We start from the raw sequence: 19,370 nt of genomic DNA, 5'->3' as shown, positions 1-19,370 counted from the left end.
GAAATGCCAGTGAAGGTTCGCATGTTGGTGCCGAGATTCTTGGTGGCGGCGGGACTCGCCGTTGTGATGCTGGCCTTGATTTTCACCGACCATCCTGCCCATTCCGGTCTGCGCAACACGACCGTGTTGATCATTCGCCATGCGGAAAAGCCCGACGTGGGCTCGGTGCTCAATGCCCGAGGCGAACAGCGTGCGGCCGCCTACGTCGACTATTTCAGTTTGCTGAAACTCGACGGCCAGACGCTCACCCCCCAGCGTTTGATTGCTGCCGGCGACACCCCGGAGAGCGCTCGCTCGCGCCTGACTCTGACCCCGTTGGCCCAGCGGCTTGGCCTGCCGATTGAGCAGCCCTACGTCAATGGCGATCTGCATCAACTGGTCAAACTGTTGCGCAAGAGCAATCAGGCGCCAACGGTGCTGATCGCCTGGCACCATGGGCACATCAATAAACTGCTCAAAGCCTTTGGCGGTGATGCCAGCGCATTGATGGGCCAGGAAAAATGGCCGGATGATGTCTTCGACTGGTTGATTGTCCTGCGCTTCGATGACAAAGGCCGGCTCATTCCGTCTCGCAGCCTGAAGGTGCAAGAGCATCTGTTGCCGGGCGATATTGCAGGATCAAACAGCGGCTAAACGTCTGTCAGAAAACTTACCTGACGCCACTTACTCAGCGGTTTCGTCAGGTTTCCGCTCGGGATCAGGAAATATCCTGCGTCCAACAGCGACGTTGCGCCATTCAGTTTAAAGGCCGCGCTCCGTAACCTTTGTGCTGTTGCCGGATAAGGCATCTCACTAGGGACGGGGCACGATCATGCGGTGGTTTTTTGCTGGGCTTCTGTTGACGATCTTCAGCTTGGCGCTGGCGGCAGAAGGGCTGCTCATCCCTGAACACAATCCCAGGCCGATTTACCCCAGAGCGTTGTACAGGGCCGGGATCGATGGCGAGGTCAGGGTCAGCTTCATCGTTAAAGCGGATGGTTCGGTCAGCGCGATCAGCATCGTGCACAGTGACCATCCCGATCTGGCGGGGGCGGTCAAGGAGGCGGTTACGCAGTGGCGATTCAAGCCTTGGTCGGTCGATGAAGGTCGGCTTGCGCAGCAGTCAGTGCTCGCGCCAATGCTCTTTCGACTTGATCTGCATCAGCCGATCCACATCAACCAGTGGCTGAAGACCGTGAAGTGTCGCGTCATCAATGACGGCCTCACGCACACGCCCGAGTACGCGTGGGTCGATGCACAGGTATTCGATTACACCCGTGCGTACGTGTCGAACGTGATCCACAAGAGTCAACTGGCCGATGAGCAGCGTCTGGCGATCATCGCAAAGATGAACCGGCGCGTACCCTTGATCGTCAGAGGTTGCCGGGAAAACCCTATGCGCAGATACATGAGCTTTCTGCCGGCGGAGGTTCGTGAGTTGCTATGAACGGCAGCAACGCCACGCCGCTATAGGTGACGCCGGGTTGCTGCCTTTCGGGCTCAAGCCGGACTTCGGGGAAAAGTCCGGCCTGAACAACAAGTCAGCGTACCTGCACCACCACCTTGCCCACCGCTTTGCGCTGGCCCAGGTCATTGATCGCCTGCGCCGCATTGCTCAGCGGATACACCTGCGACACCAAAGGGTGGAGCTTGCCTTCGGCAAACCAGCCGAACAGTTGCTGGAAGTTCGCCGCGTTGTCCTGTGGCTGGCGCTGGGCGAAAGAGCCCCAGAACACGCCGAGTACCGCTGCGCCCTTGAGCAGGGCGAGGTTGACCGGGAGTTCGGGGATGCGCCCGCTGGCAAAACCCACCACCAGCAGGCGGCCGTTCCAGGCGATGGCGCGGATGGCCTGGTCAAACAGGTCGCCACCCACCGGGTCGTAGATCACGTCGGCGCCCTGGCCGTCGGTGAGGCGTTTGATTTCGTCCTTGAGGCTGGTTTCGCTGTAGTTGATCAGTTCGTCGGCGCCGGCAGACTTGGCCACTGCGAGTTTTTCTGCGCTGCTGGCGGCGGCGATGACGCGGGCGCCCATGGCTTTGCCGATTTCCACCGCTGCCAGGCCGACACCGCCGGAGGCGCCGAGCACCAGCAGGGTTTCGCCCGGTTGCAGGTTGGCCCGTTGTTTAAGGGCGTGCATCGAGGTGCCGTAGGTCATGCTGAACGCAGCGGCGGTATTGAAGTCCATCGACGGCGGGATCGGCAGGACGTTATAGCCCGGCACCGCGACCTGTTCGGCAAAGCTGCCCCAACCGGTCAGGGCCATGACCCGGTCGCCGACCTTCAAGTGGCCAACCTTTTCGCCCACGGCGCTGACCACGCCGGACGCCTCGCCACCGGGGGAAAACGGGAAGGGCGGCTTGAACTGGTATTTGCCCTCGATGATCAGCGTGTCCGGAAAGTTGACCCCGGCGGCGTGCACGTCCAGCAGGATCTCGTTCTTCTTCGCGACAGGACTGGCGACGTCTTCCAGCACCAGCGATTCGGCAGGGCCGAAGGCTTTGCACAGCACGGCTTTCATCAGGGCTATTCCTTTGGGAGTGATGGCCGATAAGTGTAGGTGTGTCAGTCAACGGGTCAACGAGCATGCCCGGCCCTGATAGTCAGCCATAAGCTTGTGCTTGTGCGGCGGGTCGTTATGCTAGGCCGCAAACCGGATAAGGAGCGAATTGTGAAAGCGTGGATCATGTTGTTGCTGGCCCTGTCTCTGCCTGTGGCAGCGCTGGCCGAAGAAGCCAAAGAAGGCGAGGCGCCGAAGGTCAACTACATCACTCTTAGCCCGCCGTTCGTGGGCAACTACGGGCTGGACGGCACGCCCAAGCTCAAGGTTTACAAGGCCGACGTGGCGCTGCGTGTGACCGGTGACGAGGCGACCAAGCTGGTCAAGGCCAACGAGCCGCTGATCCGCAATCAGCTGGTGGCGCTGTTCACCCAGCAGACTGCCGAGGCGATGAGCAGCATCGAAGGCAAGGAAAAGCTGCGTCAGGAAGCCCTGAAGCAGACTCAGCAAGTCATGAATGACGAAACCGGCAAGCCGGTGGTTGAGGATCTGTTGTTCAACAACCTGATCATTCAGTAAGCCCTTTGTTGTCCGGGCTGTCCTTTTCGCGAGCAAGCCCGCGCCCACAGTGTTTTGCGGTGGCACATAAATATGTGATCACCGCGTCACCCTGTAGGAGCGGGCTTGCTCGCGAAAGCAATTGATCAGTCGCCCAATGAATCAGGGTTTGAGCGCGATCACTGCCGCCCACTGCTCTGCCGTTACCGGCATCACCGACAGCCGCGAACCCTTCTGCACCAATGGCATTTCCGCCAGCGCCGTCTGCTGCTTCAGATAATCCAGCTTCAACACCCGCACAAACGTCTCGACGTGCTCGACATCAATCGCGCTCCAGGCGTTTTTCTCCGGGGTAGCCTTCGGATCGAAGTAATGACTCTCCGGCTCCAGTGCGGTGGGATCCGGGTACGCCGCCTCGATAATTCTGCCGATTCCGGCAATTCCCGGCTCCGGGCAGCTGGAATGGTAGAAAAAGAACTCATCCCCCACCGCCATCGCCCGCAGGAAATTGCGTGCCTGATAGTTGCGAACCCCGTCCCAGCGCGCTGTGCCAAGTTTCTCCAGACCTTTGATCGAGAGTTCGTCGGGCTCGGATTTCATCAGCCAGTAGGCCATGTCTTTTGCTCCTCAAGCGGTCATTGGGCAGGTTGTCGGGCAATTTTATGACAAACCGACGGTCGGTTGACGTCAGCGTTTGCGCCCGGGTTCACGTTGTCGCAAAATGCCGGCCTTTAAAGCTTGACGCTGCTGCACGGCCTACGAACGGAAACCGCTGCTGTCATCGTGATGATGTGCCTTGAGGGGGGCAATCGATGAAACGCAAACCGGATTTGCTATGGACTTTGGTTATTTTGTTCGGCCTGGGCGTCGTGACCACCGGTTATGCGCAAAGTCTGTGGACAAGCAAGACCGATGCTCCAGTTGAAGTCGCGCAACAGGTTCAGCAGTCGACCGCCTTCAAGCGCTGAAACGGCCTCCCCGACGCCGCTGATCTGCGCGGCGTCTAGTCTGCGAAATACCACGCCTTGTCCGTCACCGTGCCCTGCAACGGTACATCCCAGCTTGCCTGCGCCAGGCGTCCGACCTTCTGACATTCATGGGCCAGTCCCAACAGTGTCGGCTTGCGCCAGTTTTTGCGCCGGGCCAGGTACGCCAGGCTGCGGTCGTAGAAACCACCGCCCATCCCCAGGCGTCCGCCGACATCGTCAAACCCCACCAGTGGCAGCAACACCAGATCCAGCGTCCAGATCTTGCGTTGGCGGGCCAGGTTGGCGCGCGGTTCGAGAATGCGGAAGCGATTGGGCTTGAGCTTGTCGGCGGGGCGAATGCGCTGGAAGACCATTTTGGTTCGCGGCCAGGCGCTGAGCACCGGCAGGTAGGTCGCCTTGCCGCGACGCTGGGCTTCGCGCAGCAGCAGGCGCGGGTCGATTTCACCGTCGGTGGGCAGATACAGAGAAATGTGTTTTGCCCGGCGGAAGTGCGGGTCTTGTGCCAGTTGGCGGAACAGGCCTTTGGCGGCCTGACGTTGCTCGCTCGGCGTCAGCGCGCGGCGCGCCTTGCGTAGCAGGCGACGGAGTTGCGGGCGGGGCAGCAGCGCAGGTTCGGTCATGGTTCGGCTTCGGCAGGTGAGGGCGAAAACGCACGCATAAAAAATCCGATGCCGGCAAAAACCGGCATCGGATTCGAATCAGGCTCCCCGGATGAACCGCTGTCAACTTAGCCCTTGAACCCGAAAGTTCAAGGTGGAGGATGCAGTAGACTTTAAGGCTTTCCGTCTGGCGGACATGCACACCAGCCCAACGTGCAACCTCCAGGGTAGTGCGAATCGGCTCAGGGACATCGTCAACTGGCAAGCACCCCAGGGAGTGCCGCGAGTATACCTCAAGCGGCCTGGCGAATCAGCCCTTGGTGACGTCCGGATCGGTGGCCAGCACCAGATCGACACGATCGAGCAAGTCGCGCACCTGTTCACGGGTCGAGCCGCTGGCCTGGATGTCCGGGCGCTCTTCTTTGTGCAAGAGGTCATGGGTGATGTTCAGCGCGGCCATCACGGCGATACGGTCGGCACCGATGACTTTGCCGCTGCTGCGAATCTCGCGCATCTTGCCGTCCAGATAGCGTGCGGCACTGACCAGATTGCTGCGTTCTTCCTGCGGGCAGATGATCGAATATTCTTTGTCGAGGATCTGCACGGTAACGCTATTGCTTGAACTCATGAGTCTTGCTCCAGGGCCTTGAGGCGCGAAATCATCGATTCGACCTTACGCCGGGCGATTTCGTTTTTTTCAATGAGGTGAGCGCGTTCCTCGCGCCAGGTCTTTTCCTGAGCTAGTAAGAGTGCGTTTTGACTCTTAAGTTGCTCCACTCGACTAATCAGCAGTTCGAGTCTGGCCATCAGCGCTTGCAGGTCGGTGTCTTCCATTGTGTCCACTGAGTCGGAGTCTGTCTGATGGGATAGCGGGCGGACAGCCTTTAATAGTCTTGGCGAGTCTGTCGATGTAGGATACAAGGCCTTCATTCTAGACATAGCGCCGTCTGGCGCCTAGCTGCCCATGACCATTGCGAATTCCCCGTACCAAGCCTTTGCCACCCTGCTGACTGCCAGCGGCCACAACGTCTCGCCTGCCGAACTGCATGGCCTGCTGCTCGGCCGCAGTTGCGCCGGCGCCGGCTTCGATAACGAAGGCTGGTTGATCGACGCCGCCGAACTGCTCGAAGGCGACATCCAGGACAATGTCCGTAACGCCCTGATCGGCCTGCAAGAGATGGTCAAGGGCGAGCTGACCGGTGACGACGTCACTGTCGTTCTGCTGCTGCCGACCGATGACGCGCCGCTGGCTGACCGCGCCGCTGCGCTGGGCCAATGGTGCCAGGGCTTCCTCAGCGGTTTCGGCCTGAACTGCCGCGACAGCAGTATGCTCAGCACTGAAGCCACCGAAGTGTTGCAAGACCTTGCGGCCATCTCTCAGGTGCAAGATGCCCTGGAAGAATCCGAAGACGGCGAATCCGACTACATGGAAGTCATGGAGTACCTGCGCGTCGCGCCGCTGCTGCTGTTCTCGGAAACCAAGAAAGCCGACGTGCCGCCAGCCGCCAAGCCGTCGCTGCATTAATCGCGTGCCAGGGAAAGCCATCTGCCCATGACCCATATCCCCAAAGCGGAATACAGCCGTCGCCGCAAGGCCCTGATGGCGCAGATGGAACCCAACAGCATCGCGATCCTGCCCGCCGCCGCGGTAGCGATCCGCAACCGCGACGTCGAGCACGTCTACCGTCAGGACAGCGACTTCCAGTACCTCAGCGGATTCCCCGAGCCACAAGCCGTCATCGTGTTGATGCCGGGGCGCGAGCATGGTGAGTACGTGCTGTTCTGCCGTGAACGTAATGCCGAACGCGAATTGTGGGACGGCCTGCGTGCAGGGCAGGAAGGTGCGATCCGTGATTACGGCGCCGATGACGCGTTCCCCATTACCGATATCGACGACATCCTGCCAGGCCTGATCGAAGGCCGCGACCGGGTGTATTCGGCGATGGGCAGCAACCCGGAATTCGATCGGCACCTGATGGACTGGATCAACGTGATCCGCTCCAAGGCGCACCTCGGCGCTCAGCCACCGAACGAATTCGTTGCCCTGGATCACCTGTTGCACGATATGCGTCTGTATAAATCGGCGGCAGAAGTGAAGGTGATGCGCGAAGCCGCACGGATTTCTGCTCAGGCTCATATCCGCGCGATGCAGGCCAGTCGGGCCGGGCTCCACGAGTACAGCCTCGAAGCCGAGCTCGATTACGAATTCCGCAAGGGCGGGGCGAAGATGCCGGCCTATGGTTCGATCGTCGCGGCGGGGCGCAACAGCTGCATCCTGCATTACCAGCAGAATGACGCGCTGCTCAAGGACGGCGACCTGGTGTTGATCGACGCCGGTTGCGAGATCGATTGCTACGCCAGCGACATCACCCGCACCTGGCCGGTCAACGGCAAGTTTTCCGCCGAGCAGAAAGCGATTTACGAGTTGGTGCTGGCCTCGCAGGAAGCCGCCTTTGCCGAAATCGCCCCGAACAAAAACTGGAATCAGGCGCACGAAGCCACGGTCAGGGTTATTACCACCGGTCTGGTCAAGCTCGGGATCCTGCAAGGCGAGGTCGACGAGCTGATCGCGACCGAAGCCTATAAAGCGTTTTACATGCACCGTGCCGGCCACTGGCTGGGCATGGATGTACACGACGTCGGCGAATACAAGGTCGGCGGCGAATGGCGCGTACTGGAGGTCGGCATGGCGCTGACCGTGGAGCCGGGCATCTACATCGCCCCGGACAACCAGAACGTAGCGAAGAAATGGCGCGGCATTGGCGTGCGCATCGAGGATGACGTGGTAGTGACCAAGAGCGGTTGTGAAATCCTGACCAGCGGCGTACCGAAAACCGTCGCCGAGATCGAAGCGCTGATGGCGCAAGCACGGACACACGCGGCATGAGTCGAGTCAATCTGGCAATCATCGGTGGCGGCCTGGTCGGCGCCAGTCTGGCGTTGGCCCTGCAGGCCGGGGCCAAGGCTTGCGGCTGGAAAATCGTGCTGATCGAGCCGTTCGCCCCCGGTGACAGCTGGCAGCCGAGCTACGACGCCCGCTCGTCGGCGCTGTCCTTCGGTTCGCGGCAGATTTATCAACGGCTGGGTGTGTGGCAGGAGATTTCCCGCCGCGCCGAGCCGATCAAACAGATTCACGTGTCCGACCGTGGCCGCTTCTCCACCGCCCGTCTTTCGGCGATGGAAGAGGGCGTACCGGCCCTGGGTTACGTGGTGGAAAACGCCTGGCTTGGCCAGTGCCTGTGGCAGCACCTCGATAAAGAGGTGATCAGCTGGCGCTGCCCCGCGGAAGTCACGCGCATGGAGCCGCTGCCCGATGGCTACCGCCTGACCCTCAATGATGAAACCACCATCGAGTGTGATCTGGCGGTACTCGCCGATGGCGGCCGCTCCGGTCTGCGCGAGCAGTTGGGCATCAACGTGCGCAAGCGTCCGTACAACCAGAGTGCGCTGATCGCCAACATCACCCCGAGCGAAGCGCACAACGGCATGGCCTTCGAGCGCTTCACCGACGAAGGGCCGATGGCGCTGCTGCCGCTGCCGGACAACCGCTGCGCGCTGGTCTGGACCCGCCTGGGGATGGACGCGCAACGCCTGGCCGACCTCAGCGAACGCGATTTCCTCAGCGAACTGCAAGGCGTGTTCGGCTACCGTCTCGGCACCTTGAAACAGGTTGGGGCGCGGCATCTGTATCCGCTGACGCTGGTCGAGGCCGAGGAGCAAGTGCGCTCGCATCTGGCCGTGCTCGGCAACGCCGCGCACAGCCTGCACCCGATTGCCGGGCAGGGTTTCAACCTGTCGCTGCGCGACGCCGATGCCTTGGCCGCGGCGTTGCTCGCCAGTGACAAACCGCTGGGCGACTTCGCTACCTTGCAAGCGTATCGCGAGCGTCAGCGTCTGGATCAGGACCTTACCGTGGGCTTCTCCGATCAGGTCACACGGCTGTTCGGCAGCACCCAGCCGCTGGTCTCGCTGGGCCGCAACATCGGCTTGCTCGGCCTCGATCTGCTGCCACCGGCCAAGCGCTGGTTCGCCCGTCAGGCCATGGGGCTGGGAACACGCCCGGATGCTTAAGTGGTTGACCGCGAAATTCGGCAAGGCGCGACTGATGCGCTGGGTGATGACGTTCTACCCGCCATACCTGGGTGCCGGCGTGCGGGTACGACACATCAGCGATGACTTTCGCGACGTGCAGGTGTCGATGGGCCTGGGTTGGTACAACCGCAACTATGTCGGTACCCAGTTCGGCGGCAGTCTGTATTCGATGGTCGATCCGTTCTTCATGCTGATGCTCATGGAAAACCTCGGTTCGCGGTACATCGTCTGGGACAAGGCGGCCGATATCGATTTCATTGCGCCGGGCAAAGGTCCGGTGTTCGCCCGGTTCAACATCGACGACACCCTGCTCGACGAGATCCGTCGGCAGACCGCCAACGGCGAGAAATACCTGCCGCAGCTGCAGGTCGACATTCATGACGGCGCCGGAAACCTCGTGGCGCGGGTCGGAAAAACCCTTTACGTGCGGCTCAAGCCGCAAGCGAGACAGGCTTAAAGCATGGAAATGCGCGCAGATCTGCTGATTGTCGGAGCCGGAATGGTCGGCAGCGCCCTCGCGTTGGCGTTGCAGGACAGCGGGCTCGAAGTCCTGCTGCTCGACGGCAGCCCGCTGAGCGTCAAACCGTTCGATGCCGCCGCGCCGTTCGAGCCACGGGTGAGCGCCTTGTCGGCGGCCAGCCAGCGGATTCTCGAACGCCTCGGCGTGTGGGACGGCATCGCCAAGCGCCGCAGCAGCCCGTACACCGACATGCATGTGTGGGACGGCAGCGGCACCGGACAGATTCATTTCTCGGCGAGCAGTGTGCACGCCGAGGTGCTGGGGCATATCGTCGAAAACCGTGTCGTGCAGGACGCCTTACTCGATCGTTTGCACGACTGCGATCTGGGCATGCTGGCCAATGCGCGGCTTGAGCAGATGCGTCGCTCCGGTGACGACTGGCTGCTGACCCTGGCGGATGGTCGTCAGTTGCGCGCGCCGCTGGTGATCGCTGCGGACGGTGCGAACTCGGCGGTGCGTCGCCTGACCGGTGTCGCCACCCGCGAGTGGGATTACCTGCACCACGCCATCGTCACCAGCGTGCGCAGCAGCAAGCCGCATCGGATGACCGCGTGGCAGCGTTTCACCGATCACGGGCCGCTGGCGTTTTTGCCGCTGGAGCGTGACGGGCAGCAGGACTGGTGCTCGATCGTCTGGTCGACCACGCCGAGTGAAGCCGAACGCCTGATGGCGCTGGATGAAACCGCGTTCTGCCGTGAGCTGGAGCGTGCGTTCGAAGGCTGTCTTGGCGACGTCATCAGTGCCGACCCGCGACTGTGCGTGCCGCTGCGTCAACGGCATGCCAAACGCTACGTGGCCGAGGGCCTGGCGTTGATCGGCGATGCGGCACACACCATTCACCCGTTGGCCGGGCAGGGCGTGAACCTGGGGTTCCTCGATGCGGCGGTGCTGGCTGAAGTGCTGTTGCAGGCAGCCGAGCGCGGCGAGCGACTGGCGGACGTGAAGGTGCTGAGCCGCTATGAACGTCGGCGCATGCCGCACAACCTGGCGCTGATGGCGGCGATGGAGGGCTTCGAGCGTTTGTTCCAGGCGGACCCATTGCCGGTGCGCTGGCTGCGCAATGCCGGGTTGAAGCTGGTGGAGCAGATGCCGGAGGCCAAGGCTCTCTTTGTTCGTGAAGCACTTGGCCTTACAGGCGACCTTCCGACGCTCGCCAAACCCTGACATCTTCATTGAGGCTGATGACCTCCTCGCGAGCAGGCTCACTCCTGCATGGGAACGCATTCCGACTGTAGGGGTGAGCCTGCTCACGATGGCGTCAGTCCATTCACCGCAGTTTCGGAGCTGTGCAACATCTGGTAACTCCTTGGAAAAGAGTTCGATTGAGGTGGTAAATGTGAGTCCTTATCATTTGGCCCACATTTTCCGACCCAGAGATCACTCCCATGTTGGCACCCAAGCGTCTCCTGACCGCACTGGCCCTGACCCTGATCGGCAGCACCACCGCCCAGGCCGCCGACGAGGTGGTGGTCTACTCCTCGCGTATCGATGAACTGATCAAGCCGGTGTTCGACGCCTACACCGCGAAAACCGGGGTGAAGATCAAGTTCATCACCGACAAGGAAGCGCCGCTGATGCAGCGCATCAAGGCCGAAGGTGAAAACGCCACCGCCGACCTGCTGCTCACCGTCGATGCCGGCAACCTCTGGCAAGCCGAGCAGATGGGCATCCTGCAGCCGTTCACCTCGAAGACCATCGACGCCAACATTCCTCTTCAATATCGCTCCTCGACCCACGCCTGGACTGGCCTGAGCCTGCGCGCGCGGACCATCGCCTATTCCACCGAGCGCGTGAAACCGGGCGAGTTGACCACCTACGAAGCGCTGGCCGACAAGAACTGGGAAGGGCGCCTGTGCCTGCGCACGGCGAAGAAGGTCTACAACCAGTCGCTGACCGCGACCATGATCGAGGTGCACGGCGCCGAGAAGACCGAGAAGATCCTCAAGGGCTGGGTCAACAACCTGTCTACCGACGTGTTCTCCGACGACGTTGCGGTGCTGGAGGCGATCAACGCCGGTCAGTGTGATGTCGGCATCGTCAACACCTACTACTACGGTCGCCTGCACAAGCAGAAACCGGAGCTGCCGGTGAAACTGTTCTGGCCGAATCAGGCCGATCGCGGCGTGCACGTGAACCTGTCGGGCATCGGCCTGACCAAACATGCGCCGCACCCGGAAGCGGCCAAGGCGCTGGTGGAGTGGATGACCACGCCGGAGGCGCAGAAGATCTTCGCCGACGTGAACCAGGAATTCCCGGCCAACCCGGCGGTGAAACCTTCCGAGGAAGTGGCAGCGTGGGGCAAGTTCATTGCCGACACCTTGCCGGTGGAAGTGGCGGGCAAACGCCAGGCTGAGGCGATCCGGATGATGGATCGGGCGGGCTGGAACTGAGTCTCTTCCGATAGGTTCGTCTGCTTCAAGATCCAGCCCTCTCCTCATGGAGAGGGCCAGGGAGAGGGCAACAATCCCAACCTGAAATACTCAATCCAAGATCACCCCAATCCCTCCAGAGATTCAAAAGTGGCCCACCCCGCTCAACGCCGCTGGTACCCCATCGTCTGCGCCATCGCTGCGCTGGTGCTGTTGCCTCTGAGTGTTCTGCTGTTGTCGTGGCAAACCATCGATCAGCAGATCTGGTCGCACCTGTGGGAAACCCAGATGCCGCGCCTGCTGGGCAACACTCTGACGCTGGTGCTTGGCGTGGGCGTCGGCGTGACGCTGCTCGGTGTCAGTCTGGCGTGGCTTACCAGCCTCTGCGAGTTTCCCGGCCGTCGCTGGCTCGACTGGGCGCTGATGCTGCCATTTGCCATTCCTGCCTATGTGCTGGCGTTCGTCTTCGTCGGTCTGCTGGACTTCGCCGGTCCCGTGCAAACCCTGCTGCGTGAGTGGTTCGGCAGCGGTTTGCGCCTGCCGCGAGTGCGCTCCACAGGCGGGGTGATTGTGGTGCTGGTGCTGGTGTTTTATCCCTACGTCTATCTGCTGGCGCGCACCGCATTTCTTGCGCAAGGCAAAGGCCTGATGGAAGCTGCGCGGGTGCTCGGCCAATCGCCCTGGCAGGCTTTCTGGCGAGTGGCGTTGCCAATGGCGCGTCCGGCGATTGGCGCCGGTGTGGCGCTGGCGCTGATGGAAACCCTGGCCGATTTCGGGGCGGTATCGGTGTTCAACTTCGACACCTTCACCACCGCGATCTACAAGACCTGGTACGGCTTCTTCAGTCTGTCCAGCGCGGCACAACTGGCGAGCCTGTTGTTGCTGGTGGTGATGCTGGTGCTCTACGGCGAGAGGCGTGCGCGCGGCGCCAACCGGGCGAGCAACGAGCGGCCACGGGTGAAAGCGCTGTATCACTTGCGTGGACTCAAGGCCTTCGCGGCGACGAGCTGGTGTGGATTGGTGTTCGCCTGCGCCTTCGTCATTCCGCTGCTGCAACTGATCGTCTGGTTCTGGCAGCGCGGCCGTTTCGATCTGGATGAACGCTACACCGGGCTGATCCTGCACACCTTGTATCTGGGCGGCATGGCGGCGCTGATTACCGTCAGCGTCGCGCTGCTGCTGGCGTTTGCCCGACGACTGGCGCCGACCCGGGCGATCCGTTCCGGCGTCAGCCTGGCCAATCTCGGTTATGCGCTGCCGGGTTCCGTCTTGGCGGTGTCGATCATGCTCGCCTTCAGCTACCTCGACCGCGAACTGGTGATTCCGCTTTCGGGCTGGCTCGGGGGCGCCGGCAAGCCGCTGCTGCTGGGCAGTCTGGCGGCGTTGTTGATGGCCTATCTGGTGCGCTTCATTGCCGTGGCCTACGGGCCGCTGGAAAACAGTCTGGCGCGTATACGGCCATCTTTGCCTGAAGCGGCACGGAGCCTGGGTGTCAGTGGGCCGCGACTGTTTTTCAAAGTGTATCTGCCGTTGTTGTTGCCCGGCACGCTGAGCGCCGCGTTGCTGGTGTTCGTCGATGTGCTCAAGGAAATGCCCGCGACCCTGTTGATGCGCCCGTTTGGCTGGGACACGCTGGCGGTGCGGATCTTTGAAATGACCAGCGAGGGCGAGTGGGCGCGTGCGTCGTTGCCGGCGTTGACCCTGGTGTTGGTCGGTTTATTGCCGGTCATCGGCCTGATCCGCCGCTCGGCGCATCGAAACACTTAGTAGTGAGTCCTGAATCATGCGGCTACAATGCGCGGCATTCGGTGCGGTTCGTCTGACAGACCCGTTCGCTGAAATCGGCTGAAAGCCTTCTATTTCGCGGCTTTCACCCCGTACAGCGGCTGCCCGCACCTTCGCCACGCCCGGAAGGAGAAACCCATGGGACAGCGTACGCCTCTGTATGACCTGCATCTCGCCCTCGGCGCGAAAATGGTCGATTTTGGCGGTTGGGACATGCCACTGCATTACGGCTCGCAGGTCGAGGAGCACCACGAGGTGCGCCGCGATTGCGGGGTATTCGATGTTTCCCACATGACCGTGATCGATGTCACCGGTGCCCAGGCCAAGGCCTGGCTGCAGCATTTGCTGGCCAATGACGTCGAGCGCCTGCACCGCCCCGGCCGCGCGCTCTACAGCACCATGCTCAACGAGCGCGGCGGCATCGTCGACGACATGATCGTCTATCGCCTCGAAGACCGTTATCGGCTGGTGTTCAACGCCTCCACCCGCGATCAGGATCTGGCGTGGATGCAGGCGCAACTGGCCGGGTTCGACGTGCAATTGCACGAGCGCTCCGAGCTGGCGATGCTCGCCATCCAAGGCCCGCAGGCCCGGCACAAGATTGCCGAACTGGTGACCCAGTCCCGCGCTGCACTGATCCAGCACCTCAAACCGTTCGAAGCCGAAGTCGATGGCGACTGGTTCATTGCGCGCACCGGTTACACCGGAGAGGACGGTCTGGAAATCGCTCTGCCGGCCGATCAGGCCCCGGGGTTCTTCAACGATCTGGTGGGCGCCGGCATTTCGCCGATCGGCCTCGGCGCCCGTGACACGTTGCGGGTGGAAGCCGGGATGAACCTCTACGGCCAGGACATTCATCAGGATGTCTCGCCGCTGGCGTCCAATATGGCCTGGAGCATTGCCTGGGAACCGGCCTCGCGGCAGTTTATCGGTCGTGCAGCGCTGGAAGCGGAAAAAGCCGCCGGTGTTGCGCACAAACTGGTGGGCCTGGTGCTTGAGGAGCGCGGTGTTTTACGTGCTCATCAGGTGGTTCGTATCGCCGATGTTGGCGAAGGGGAGATCACCAGTGGTAGTTTCTCTCCTACGCTAAGCAAATCGATTGCCCTGGCGCGTGTACCGATGGCCACAGCCGACCGCGCCGAAGTGGAAATCCGTGGCAAGTGGTATCCGGTACGAGTGGTCAAGCCGACCTTCGTGCGCCATGGCAAAACCTTGATCTAACCTTTTCCGGCGGGCATGACCGCTGACAATTTTCTTGAGGACACCGAGCATGAGCAATATCCCCGCTGAACTGCGTTTTGCCGAAAGTCATGAGTGGGCACGTCTGGAAGCTGACGGCACCGTTACCGTGGGCATCAGCGATCACGCGCAGGAAGCGCTGGGCGATGTGGTGTTCGTTGAGTTGACTGAAGTGGGCAAGGTGTTCGAAGCCGGTGAAGCGGCCGGTGTGGTCGAGTCCGTGAAAGCGGCGTCCGACATCTACTCGCCGATCAGCGGTGAAGTGATCGCAATCAACGAAGCGCTGGCCGATGCGCCGGAAGACCTGAACAACGACCCGTACGGCGCATGGATCTTCAAGCTCAAGCCAAGCGACAAGGCCGAGCTGGACAATCTGCTCGACGCCGCCGCCTACAAGGCTGCCATCGGCGAGTAAGTGCCCGCTACACCGCAAAGCCCCGACCTGTCGGGGCTTTTTTGTGGACGCCGATCAGGCGTCGCGCAACACCGCTTTCACCGCCGCCACCGAACGCTCGACGTCATCCTTGGTCATGGTAGTGAACATCGGCAACGACACAATCAGTCGCCCGACGCGCTCGGCCACCGGCAGCATGCCTTCCTGGAAACCGCGCTCGCGGTACAGGCTGAGCAAGTGGATCGGCGGGTAGTGGTAACCGATGCCGATGCCCTTGGCCTGCATCTGCTCCATGAACGTGGCCCGTGCCGGCAAGCCGTCCTTGCGCTCTGGCAGCACCAGCTGGAACAGGTGCCAGTTGCTGTGGGTGAAATCCGCTGGTGGCAGCTGGGCGCCATAGGTCGCTTCAAAGTCATCGCCAAAACATGTGAAGTAGTGACGGGCCAGTTCTTGGCGATGGGCGGTCAGCGTCTCGATGTGGGCAAACTGTCCCAGGCCGATGGTCGCGGCGACGTCGGTCATGTTGAATTTGCCGCCGAGCACATCGACGTCGAGGCCGTCGAAGCCGTTGCGGGTCACGCCTTGCAGACGATACTTCTCCGCCAGCCGCGCTTCTTCCGGGGTGTTCAGCACCAGGCAGCCGCCCTCGGAGCAGGTCACGTTCTTGTTGGCCTGAAAGCTGAACGACACGAAATCGCCGGTGGCGCCGATGCGCTGACCCTTCCAGCTCGAACCCAGCGCCTGGGCGGCGTCTTCGACAATGCGCAGATTATGTTGGCGGGCAATGGCGTACAGCCGATCCATGTCTACTGGCAAGCCGGCGAGGTACACCGGAATCACCGCTTTGGTGCGCGGGGTGATCGCCGCTTCCAGCTGGTCCAGGTCGATGTTGCGGGTCACCGGGTCGATGTCAGCAAACACCGGCGTGGCGCCGACTTCCAGAATCACGTTGGCAGTGGCGACCCAGGAGATCGGCGTGGTGATCACTTCATCACCCGGCCCGATGCCGGCGATGCGCAGGGCGATTTCCATGGTGCAGGTGCCGGAGTTGAACGTGCGCACCGGGCGCCCGCCGAAGTATTCCGACAGCTGTGCTTCGAAGGCCTGGACCTTCGGCCCGCTGGTGATCCAGCCGGAGCGCAGCACATCGCCGACGGCGGCAATCGTGGCTTCATCAATGACAGGTTTGGAAAACGGCAGGAACGGCAGTTGGCTCATGAGGATTCGATCATCCGAAAGTTGGACGCCTGATGCAGGCGCTACAGCATGCCCCGGAACGCCCTGTGCCGCCAAGCCGTGCGCGTCGGTATCGGCTGCTATGCTGGTTTGACCGTGTTGACGCCGAGCGCCAGTCAAGAGAGAGCCCGTCATGTCCCAGTTGCCATCCTTGAGCCAGTTACGCGACCCTGAAGCCTTCCTGCGCCGCCATTTGGGGCCCGACGCTGCCGAACAGCAGGCGATGCTCGACAGCCTCGGTCTCGGCAGCCGGGTCGAACTGATCGAGCAGACGGTGCCGCCGGGCATTCGCCTGAACCGGGCGCTGGATTTGCCGCCGGCCCTCGACGAACAGGCGGCGCTGGCCAGGCTGCGCGGTTATGCCGAGCAGAACCAGGTGTGGACCAGTCTGATCGGCATGGGCTACCACGGCACGCTGACGCCGACGGTCATCCTGCGCAACGTGCTGGAAAATCCCGGCTGGTACACCGCGTACACCCCGTACCAACCGGAGATCGCCCAGGGCCGTCTTGAAGCGTTGCTGAATTTTCAGCAACTGACCATCGACCTCACCGGGCTTGAACTGGCCAACGCCTCGTTGCTCGACGAAGCCACCGCTGCGGCGGAAGCCATGGCGTTGGCCAAGCGTGTGGCGAAGTCCAGGAGCAATCTGTTTTTCGTCGACGAGAACTGTCATCCGCAGACCATCTCCGTGGTGCAGACCCGCGCCGAAGGTTTCGGCTTTGAACTGATCATCGACGCTGTGGATAACCTGAAACAGCACCAGGTGTTTGGCGCACTGCTGCAGTATCCCGACACCCACGGCGAGATCCGCGATCTGCGCCCGGTCATCGATCAACTGCACGCGCAGCAGGCGCTGGCCTGTGTGGCGGCGGACCTGCTGAGCCTGTTGCTGCTGACGCCGCCGGGTGAACTGGGCGCGGACGTGGTGTTCGGTTCGTCCCAGCGCTTTGGTGTGCCGATGGGTTACGGCGGCCCGCATGCGGCGTTTTTTGCCAGCCGCGACGAATACAAACGGGCGATCCCGGGGCGGATCATCGGCGTCTCGAAGGACGCTCGCGGCAACGTCGCGTTGCGCATGGCCCTGCAAACCCGCGAGCAACACATTCGCCGGGAGAAGGCCAATTCGAACATCTGTACCGCGCAGGTGCTGCTGGCCAACATCGCCAGTTTCTACGCGGTGTATCACGGGCCTGAAGGCTTGAAACGGATCGCCCAGCGGGTACATCGGCTGACCTGCATTCTGGCTACGGGCCTGGAGCGCCATGGCCTCCAGCGGGTCAACGGGCAGTTTTTCGACACCCTGACCCTCGACGTGGGTGGCGCGCAGAGCGCGATCATCGACAGCGCCAAGGCTGCGCAGATCAACCTGCGGATTCTTGGCCGGGGCCGAGTGGGCTTGAGCCTCGACGAGACTTGCGATGAAAACACGGTAGCGAAACTGTTCGATGTGCTGCTCGGCGCCGATCATGGGTTGAACGTCGACGAAATGGATGCAGAAACGCTGGTTTCAGGCATCCCCGACTCCCTCCAGCGCAAGACGCCTTACCTGCGTCATCCGGTGTTCAACGCGCATCACAGCGAAACCGAGATGCTGCGCTACCTCAAGCAACTGGAGAACAAGGACCTGGCGCTCAACCAGTCGATGATCCCGCTGGGCTCCTGCACCATGAAACTCAATGCCACCAGCGAAATGATCCCGATCACCTGGCCGCAGTTCGCCAACCTGCACCCGTTTGCGCCTCGGGAGCAGGCGGTCGGTTACACCTTGATGATCGAAGAGCTGGAGCGCTGGTTGTGCGCGATCACCGGGTTTGATGCGATCTGCATGCAGCCCAACTCCGGCGCTCAGGGCGAGTACGCCGGGCTGCTGGCGATTCGCAAATATCACGAGAGCCGGCATCAGGGCGCACGGGACATCTGCCTGATTCCGTCTTCGGCCCATGGCACCAACCCGGCTTCGGCACAGATGGCGGGGATGCGCGTGGTGATCGTCGAGTGCGACGAGGCCGGCAACGTCGATCTGGATGACCTGAAAACCAAGGCTGCCGAGGCGGGGGACAAGTTGTCGTGCCTGATGGCGACCTATCCTTCGACCCACGGCGTGTACGAGGAAGGCATCAGCGAAATCTGCGAAGTTATCCACAAGCACGGCGGGCAGGTGTACATGGACGGCGCCAACCTCAATGCGCAGGTCGGGCTGGCGCGGCCGGCGGACATCGGCGCCGACGTGTCACACATGAATCTGCACAAGACCTTTTGCATTCCGCATGGCGGCGGCGGGCCTGGCATGGGGCCGATCGGCATTCGTGCGCATCTGGCGCCGTTCGTCGCCAATCACCCGGTGGTGCCGATCGACGGCCCGCTGCCGCAGAACGGCGCGGTCAGCGCGGCGCCGTGGGGCAGCGCGAGCATTTTGCCGATCAGCTGGATGTACATCGCGATGATGGGGCCGCAATTGGCGGACGCCAGCGAAGTGGCGATCCTGGCGGCGAATTATCTGGCGCAACACTTATCCGGCGCTTTCCCGGTGCTGTACACCGGGCGCAACGGACGGGTGGCCCATGAGTGCATTCTCGATCTACGGCCGTTGAAGGCGCAGACCGGGATCAGCGAAGAGGACGTCGCCAAGCGTCTGATGGACTACGGCTTCCATGCGCCAACCATGTCATTCCCGGTGCCGGGGACGCTGATGGTCGAGCCGACCGAGAGCGAGTCCAAGGCTGAGCTGGACCGGTTTATCGGCGCCATGTTGAGTATTCGTGCGGAAATCACCGAGGTGCAGAACGGCAACTGGCCGGCGGAAGACAATCCGCTCAAGCGTGCTCCGCATACGCTGGCGGATGTTACCGGGGTCTGGGAGCGGCCTTACAGCATCGAGCAGGGCGTTACCCCGGATGCGCACACCAAGGCGCATAAATACTGGCCGGCGGTGAACCGGGTCGACAATGTCTATGGGGATCGCAATCTGTTTTGCGCGTGTGTTCCGGTGGATGATTACCGCTGATTTCCAGGTTGAGTGGGAGCGAGCCTGCTCGCGAAGGCGTCGTGTCAGAAGACATACCTGTATCTGACCCGCCGTGTTCGCGAGCAGGCTCGCTCCCACAGGGTG

Annotated in this window: 20 protein-coding genes and 1 other RNA gene; 14 read left to right on the top strand and 7 right to left on the bottom strand. The window is 61.9% G+C overall.

Annotated features, from left to right (window positions below; all coding sequences use genetic code 11):
• Positions 1-3 precede the first annotated feature (3 nt).
• A complete protein-coding gene (locus AC1UK9_RS27165; protein ID WP_025113292.1) occupies positions 4-633 on the top strand; it encodes a flagellar basal body-associated protein FliL in 630 nt (209 codons plus the stop codon).
• A 178-nt stretch (positions 634-811) separates the two neighbouring features.
• A complete protein-coding gene (locus AC1UK9_RS27160; protein WP_482578824.1) occupies positions 812-1,426 on the top strand; it encodes an energy transducer TonB in 615 nt (204 codons plus the stop codon).
• 94 nt (positions 1,427-1,520) lie between these two features.
• Here the strand turns inward: AC1UK9_RS27160 and AC1UK9_RS27155 are convergent, their stop codons facing one another.
• Complete coding sequence (locus AC1UK9_RS27155; protein WP_482578823.1) at positions 1,521-2,498, bottom strand: NADPH:quinone oxidoreductase family protein; 978 nt, start codon at positions 2,496-2,498, stop codon at positions 1,521-1,523.
• Between the two features lie 150 nt (positions 2,499-2,648).
• Between AC1UK9_RS27155 and AC1UK9_RS27150 the strand changes: the two genes are divergently transcribed.
• On the top strand, positions 2,649-3,056 hold the full coding sequence (locus AC1UK9_RS27150) for a flagellar basal body-associated protein FliL (RefSeq protein WP_025113295.1): 408 nt from the start codon (positions 2,649-2,651) through the stop codon (positions 3,054-3,056).
• Between the two features lie 141 nt (positions 3,057-3,197).
• Here the strand turns inward: AC1UK9_RS27150 and AC1UK9_RS27145 are convergent, their stop codons facing one another.
• Positions 3,198-3,650, bottom strand: coding sequence for an EVE domain-containing protein (locus AC1UK9_RS27145; RefSeq protein ID WP_025111999.1), 453 nt, complete (start codon positions 3,648-3,650; stop codon positions 3,198-3,200).
• Positions 3,651-3,847: 197 nt separating this feature from the next.
• Here AC1UK9_RS27145 and AC1UK9_RS27140 point away from each other — a divergent pair, with 197 nt between their 5' ends.
• On the top strand, positions 3,848-4,003 hold the full coding sequence (locus AC1UK9_RS27140; protein WP_003229308.1) for a hypothetical protein: 156 nt from the start codon (positions 3,848-3,850) through the stop codon (positions 4,001-4,003).
• Between the two features lie 35 nt (positions 4,004-4,038).
• Here AC1UK9_RS27140 and AC1UK9_RS27135 read toward each other — a convergent pair whose 3' ends face one another.
• The 4 genes from AC1UK9_RS27135 to AC1UK9_RS27120 all read right to left on the bottom strand — a co-directional run bounded on the left by AC1UK9_RS27135 (position 4,039) and on the right by AC1UK9_RS27120 (position 5,457).
• Positions 4,039-4,644, bottom strand: coding sequence for a 5-formyltetrahydrofolate cyclo-ligase (locus AC1UK9_RS27135; protein ID WP_473013877.1), 606 nt, complete (start codon positions 4,642-4,644; stop codon positions 4,039-4,041).
• A gap of 80 nt (positions 4,645-4,724) precedes the next feature.
• Positions 4,725-4,903: non-coding RNA, 6S RNA (ssrS, locus tag AC1UK9_RS27130), on the bottom strand.
• A gap of 30 nt (positions 4,904-4,933) precedes the next feature.
• Positions 4,934-5,251 (bottom strand): cell division protein ZapA, encoded by a 318-nt coding sequence (locus tag AC1UK9_RS27125; RefSeq protein WP_008055229.1) that lies wholly within the window; start codon positions 5,249-5,251, stop codon positions 4,934-4,936.
• Positions 5,248-5,457, bottom strand: a complete 210-nt coding sequence (locus AC1UK9_RS27120) for a TIGR02449 family protein (protein ID WP_025112001.1) — start codon at positions 5,455-5,457, stop codon at positions 5,248-5,250. The genes AC1UK9_RS27125 and AC1UK9_RS27120 overlap by 4 nt, the downstream gene beginning before the upstream one ends.
• A 130-nt stretch (positions 5,458-5,587) precedes the next feature.
• Here AC1UK9_RS27120 and AC1UK9_RS27115 point away from each other — a divergent pair, with 130 nt between their 5' ends.
• The 9 genes from AC1UK9_RS27115 (at position 5,588) to gcvH (ending at position 15,043) form a co-directional block, all read left to right on the top strand.
• Positions 5,588-6,148 carry a YecA/YgfB family protein gene (locus tag AC1UK9_RS27115; RefSeq protein ID WP_473013876.1) on the top strand — a complete coding sequence of 187 codons (561 nt, stop codon included), beginning with the start codon at positions 5,588-5,590 and terminating at the stop codon, positions 6,146-6,148.
• 27 nt (positions 6,149-6,175) lie between these two features.
• Positions 6,176-7,510 carry a Xaa-Pro aminopeptidase gene (gene pepP, locus AC1UK9_RS27110; RefSeq protein WP_473013875.1) on the top strand — a complete coding sequence of 445 codons (1,335 nt, stop codon included), beginning with the start codon at positions 6,176-6,178 and terminating at the stop codon, positions 7,508-7,510.
• Positions 7,507-8,694: a 2-octaprenyl-6-methoxyphenyl hydroxylase gene (ubiH, locus tag AC1UK9_RS27105; RefSeq protein WP_025112004.1), complete on the top strand. Its 1,188-nt coding sequence runs from the start codon at positions 7,507-7,509 to the stop codon at positions 8,692-8,694. Before pepP ends, ubiH begins: the two co-directional genes overlap by 4 nt.
• Entirely contained in the window at positions 8,687-9,172 is a 486-nt protein-coding gene (locus AC1UK9_RS27100) for a DUF4442 domain-containing protein (protein WP_025112005.1), read from the top strand. Before ubiH ends, AC1UK9_RS27100 begins: the two co-directional genes overlap by 8 nt.
• Positions 9,173-9,181: 9 nt before the next feature.
• Positions 9,182-10,399 carry a 2-octaprenyl-3-methyl-6-methoxy-1,4-benzoquinol hydroxylase gene (locus tag AC1UK9_RS27095; RefSeq protein ID WP_482580530.1) on the top strand — a complete coding sequence of 406 codons (1,218 nt, stop codon included), beginning with the start codon at positions 9,182-9,184 and terminating at the stop codon, positions 10,397-10,399.
• Positions 10,400-10,620: 221 nt separating this feature from the next.
• Complete coding sequence (locus AC1UK9_RS27090; RefSeq protein WP_473013873.1) at positions 10,621-11,625, top strand: extracellular solute-binding protein; 1,005 nt, start codon at positions 10,621-10,623, stop codon at positions 11,623-11,625.
• Positions 11,626-11,754: 129 nt separating this feature from the next.
• Complete coding sequence (locus AC1UK9_RS27085) at positions 11,755-13,371, top strand: ABC transporter permease (RefSeq protein ID WP_482578822.1); 1,617 nt, start codon at positions 11,755-11,757, stop codon at positions 13,369-13,371.
• 156 nt (positions 13,372-13,527) lie between these two features.
• Positions 13,528-14,610 (top strand): glycine cleavage system aminomethyltransferase GcvT, encoded by a 1,083-nt coding sequence (gcvT, locus tag AC1UK9_RS27080; protein ID WP_482578821.1) that lies wholly within the window; start codon positions 13,528-13,530, stop codon positions 14,608-14,610.
• Between the two features lie 49 nt (positions 14,611-14,659).
• Positions 14,660-15,043, top strand: a complete 384-nt coding sequence (gcvH, locus tag AC1UK9_RS27075; protein WP_025112010.1) for a glycine cleavage system protein GcvH — start codon at positions 14,660-14,662, stop codon at positions 15,041-15,043.
• A 54-nt stretch (positions 15,044-15,097) separates the two neighbouring features.
• Here gcvH and AC1UK9_RS27070 read toward each other — a convergent pair whose 3' ends face one another.
• Positions 15,098-16,240: a DegT/DnrJ/EryC1/StrS family aminotransferase gene (locus AC1UK9_RS27070; protein ID WP_025112011.1), complete on the bottom strand. Its 1,143-nt coding sequence runs from the start codon at positions 16,238-16,240 to the stop codon at positions 15,098-15,100.
• 151 nt (positions 16,241-16,391) lie between these two features.
• On the opposite strand from AC1UK9_RS27070, the gene gcvP reads away from it, so the two are divergent.
• Positions 16,392-19,265 (top strand): aminomethyl-transferring glycine dehydrogenase, encoded by a 2,874-nt coding sequence (gene gcvP / locus AC1UK9_RS27065; RefSeq protein ID WP_482578820.1) that lies wholly within the window; start codon positions 16,392-16,394, stop codon positions 19,263-19,265.
• The last annotated feature ends 105 nt before the right edge of the window (positions 19,266-19,370 follow it).

This window comes from Pseudomonas sp. AK-TSAG1-1, assembly GCF_056821665.1.
The sequence above is the reverse complement of the archived record's forward strand: the minus strand, read 5'-3'. Positions and strand labels throughout refer to the sequence as shown.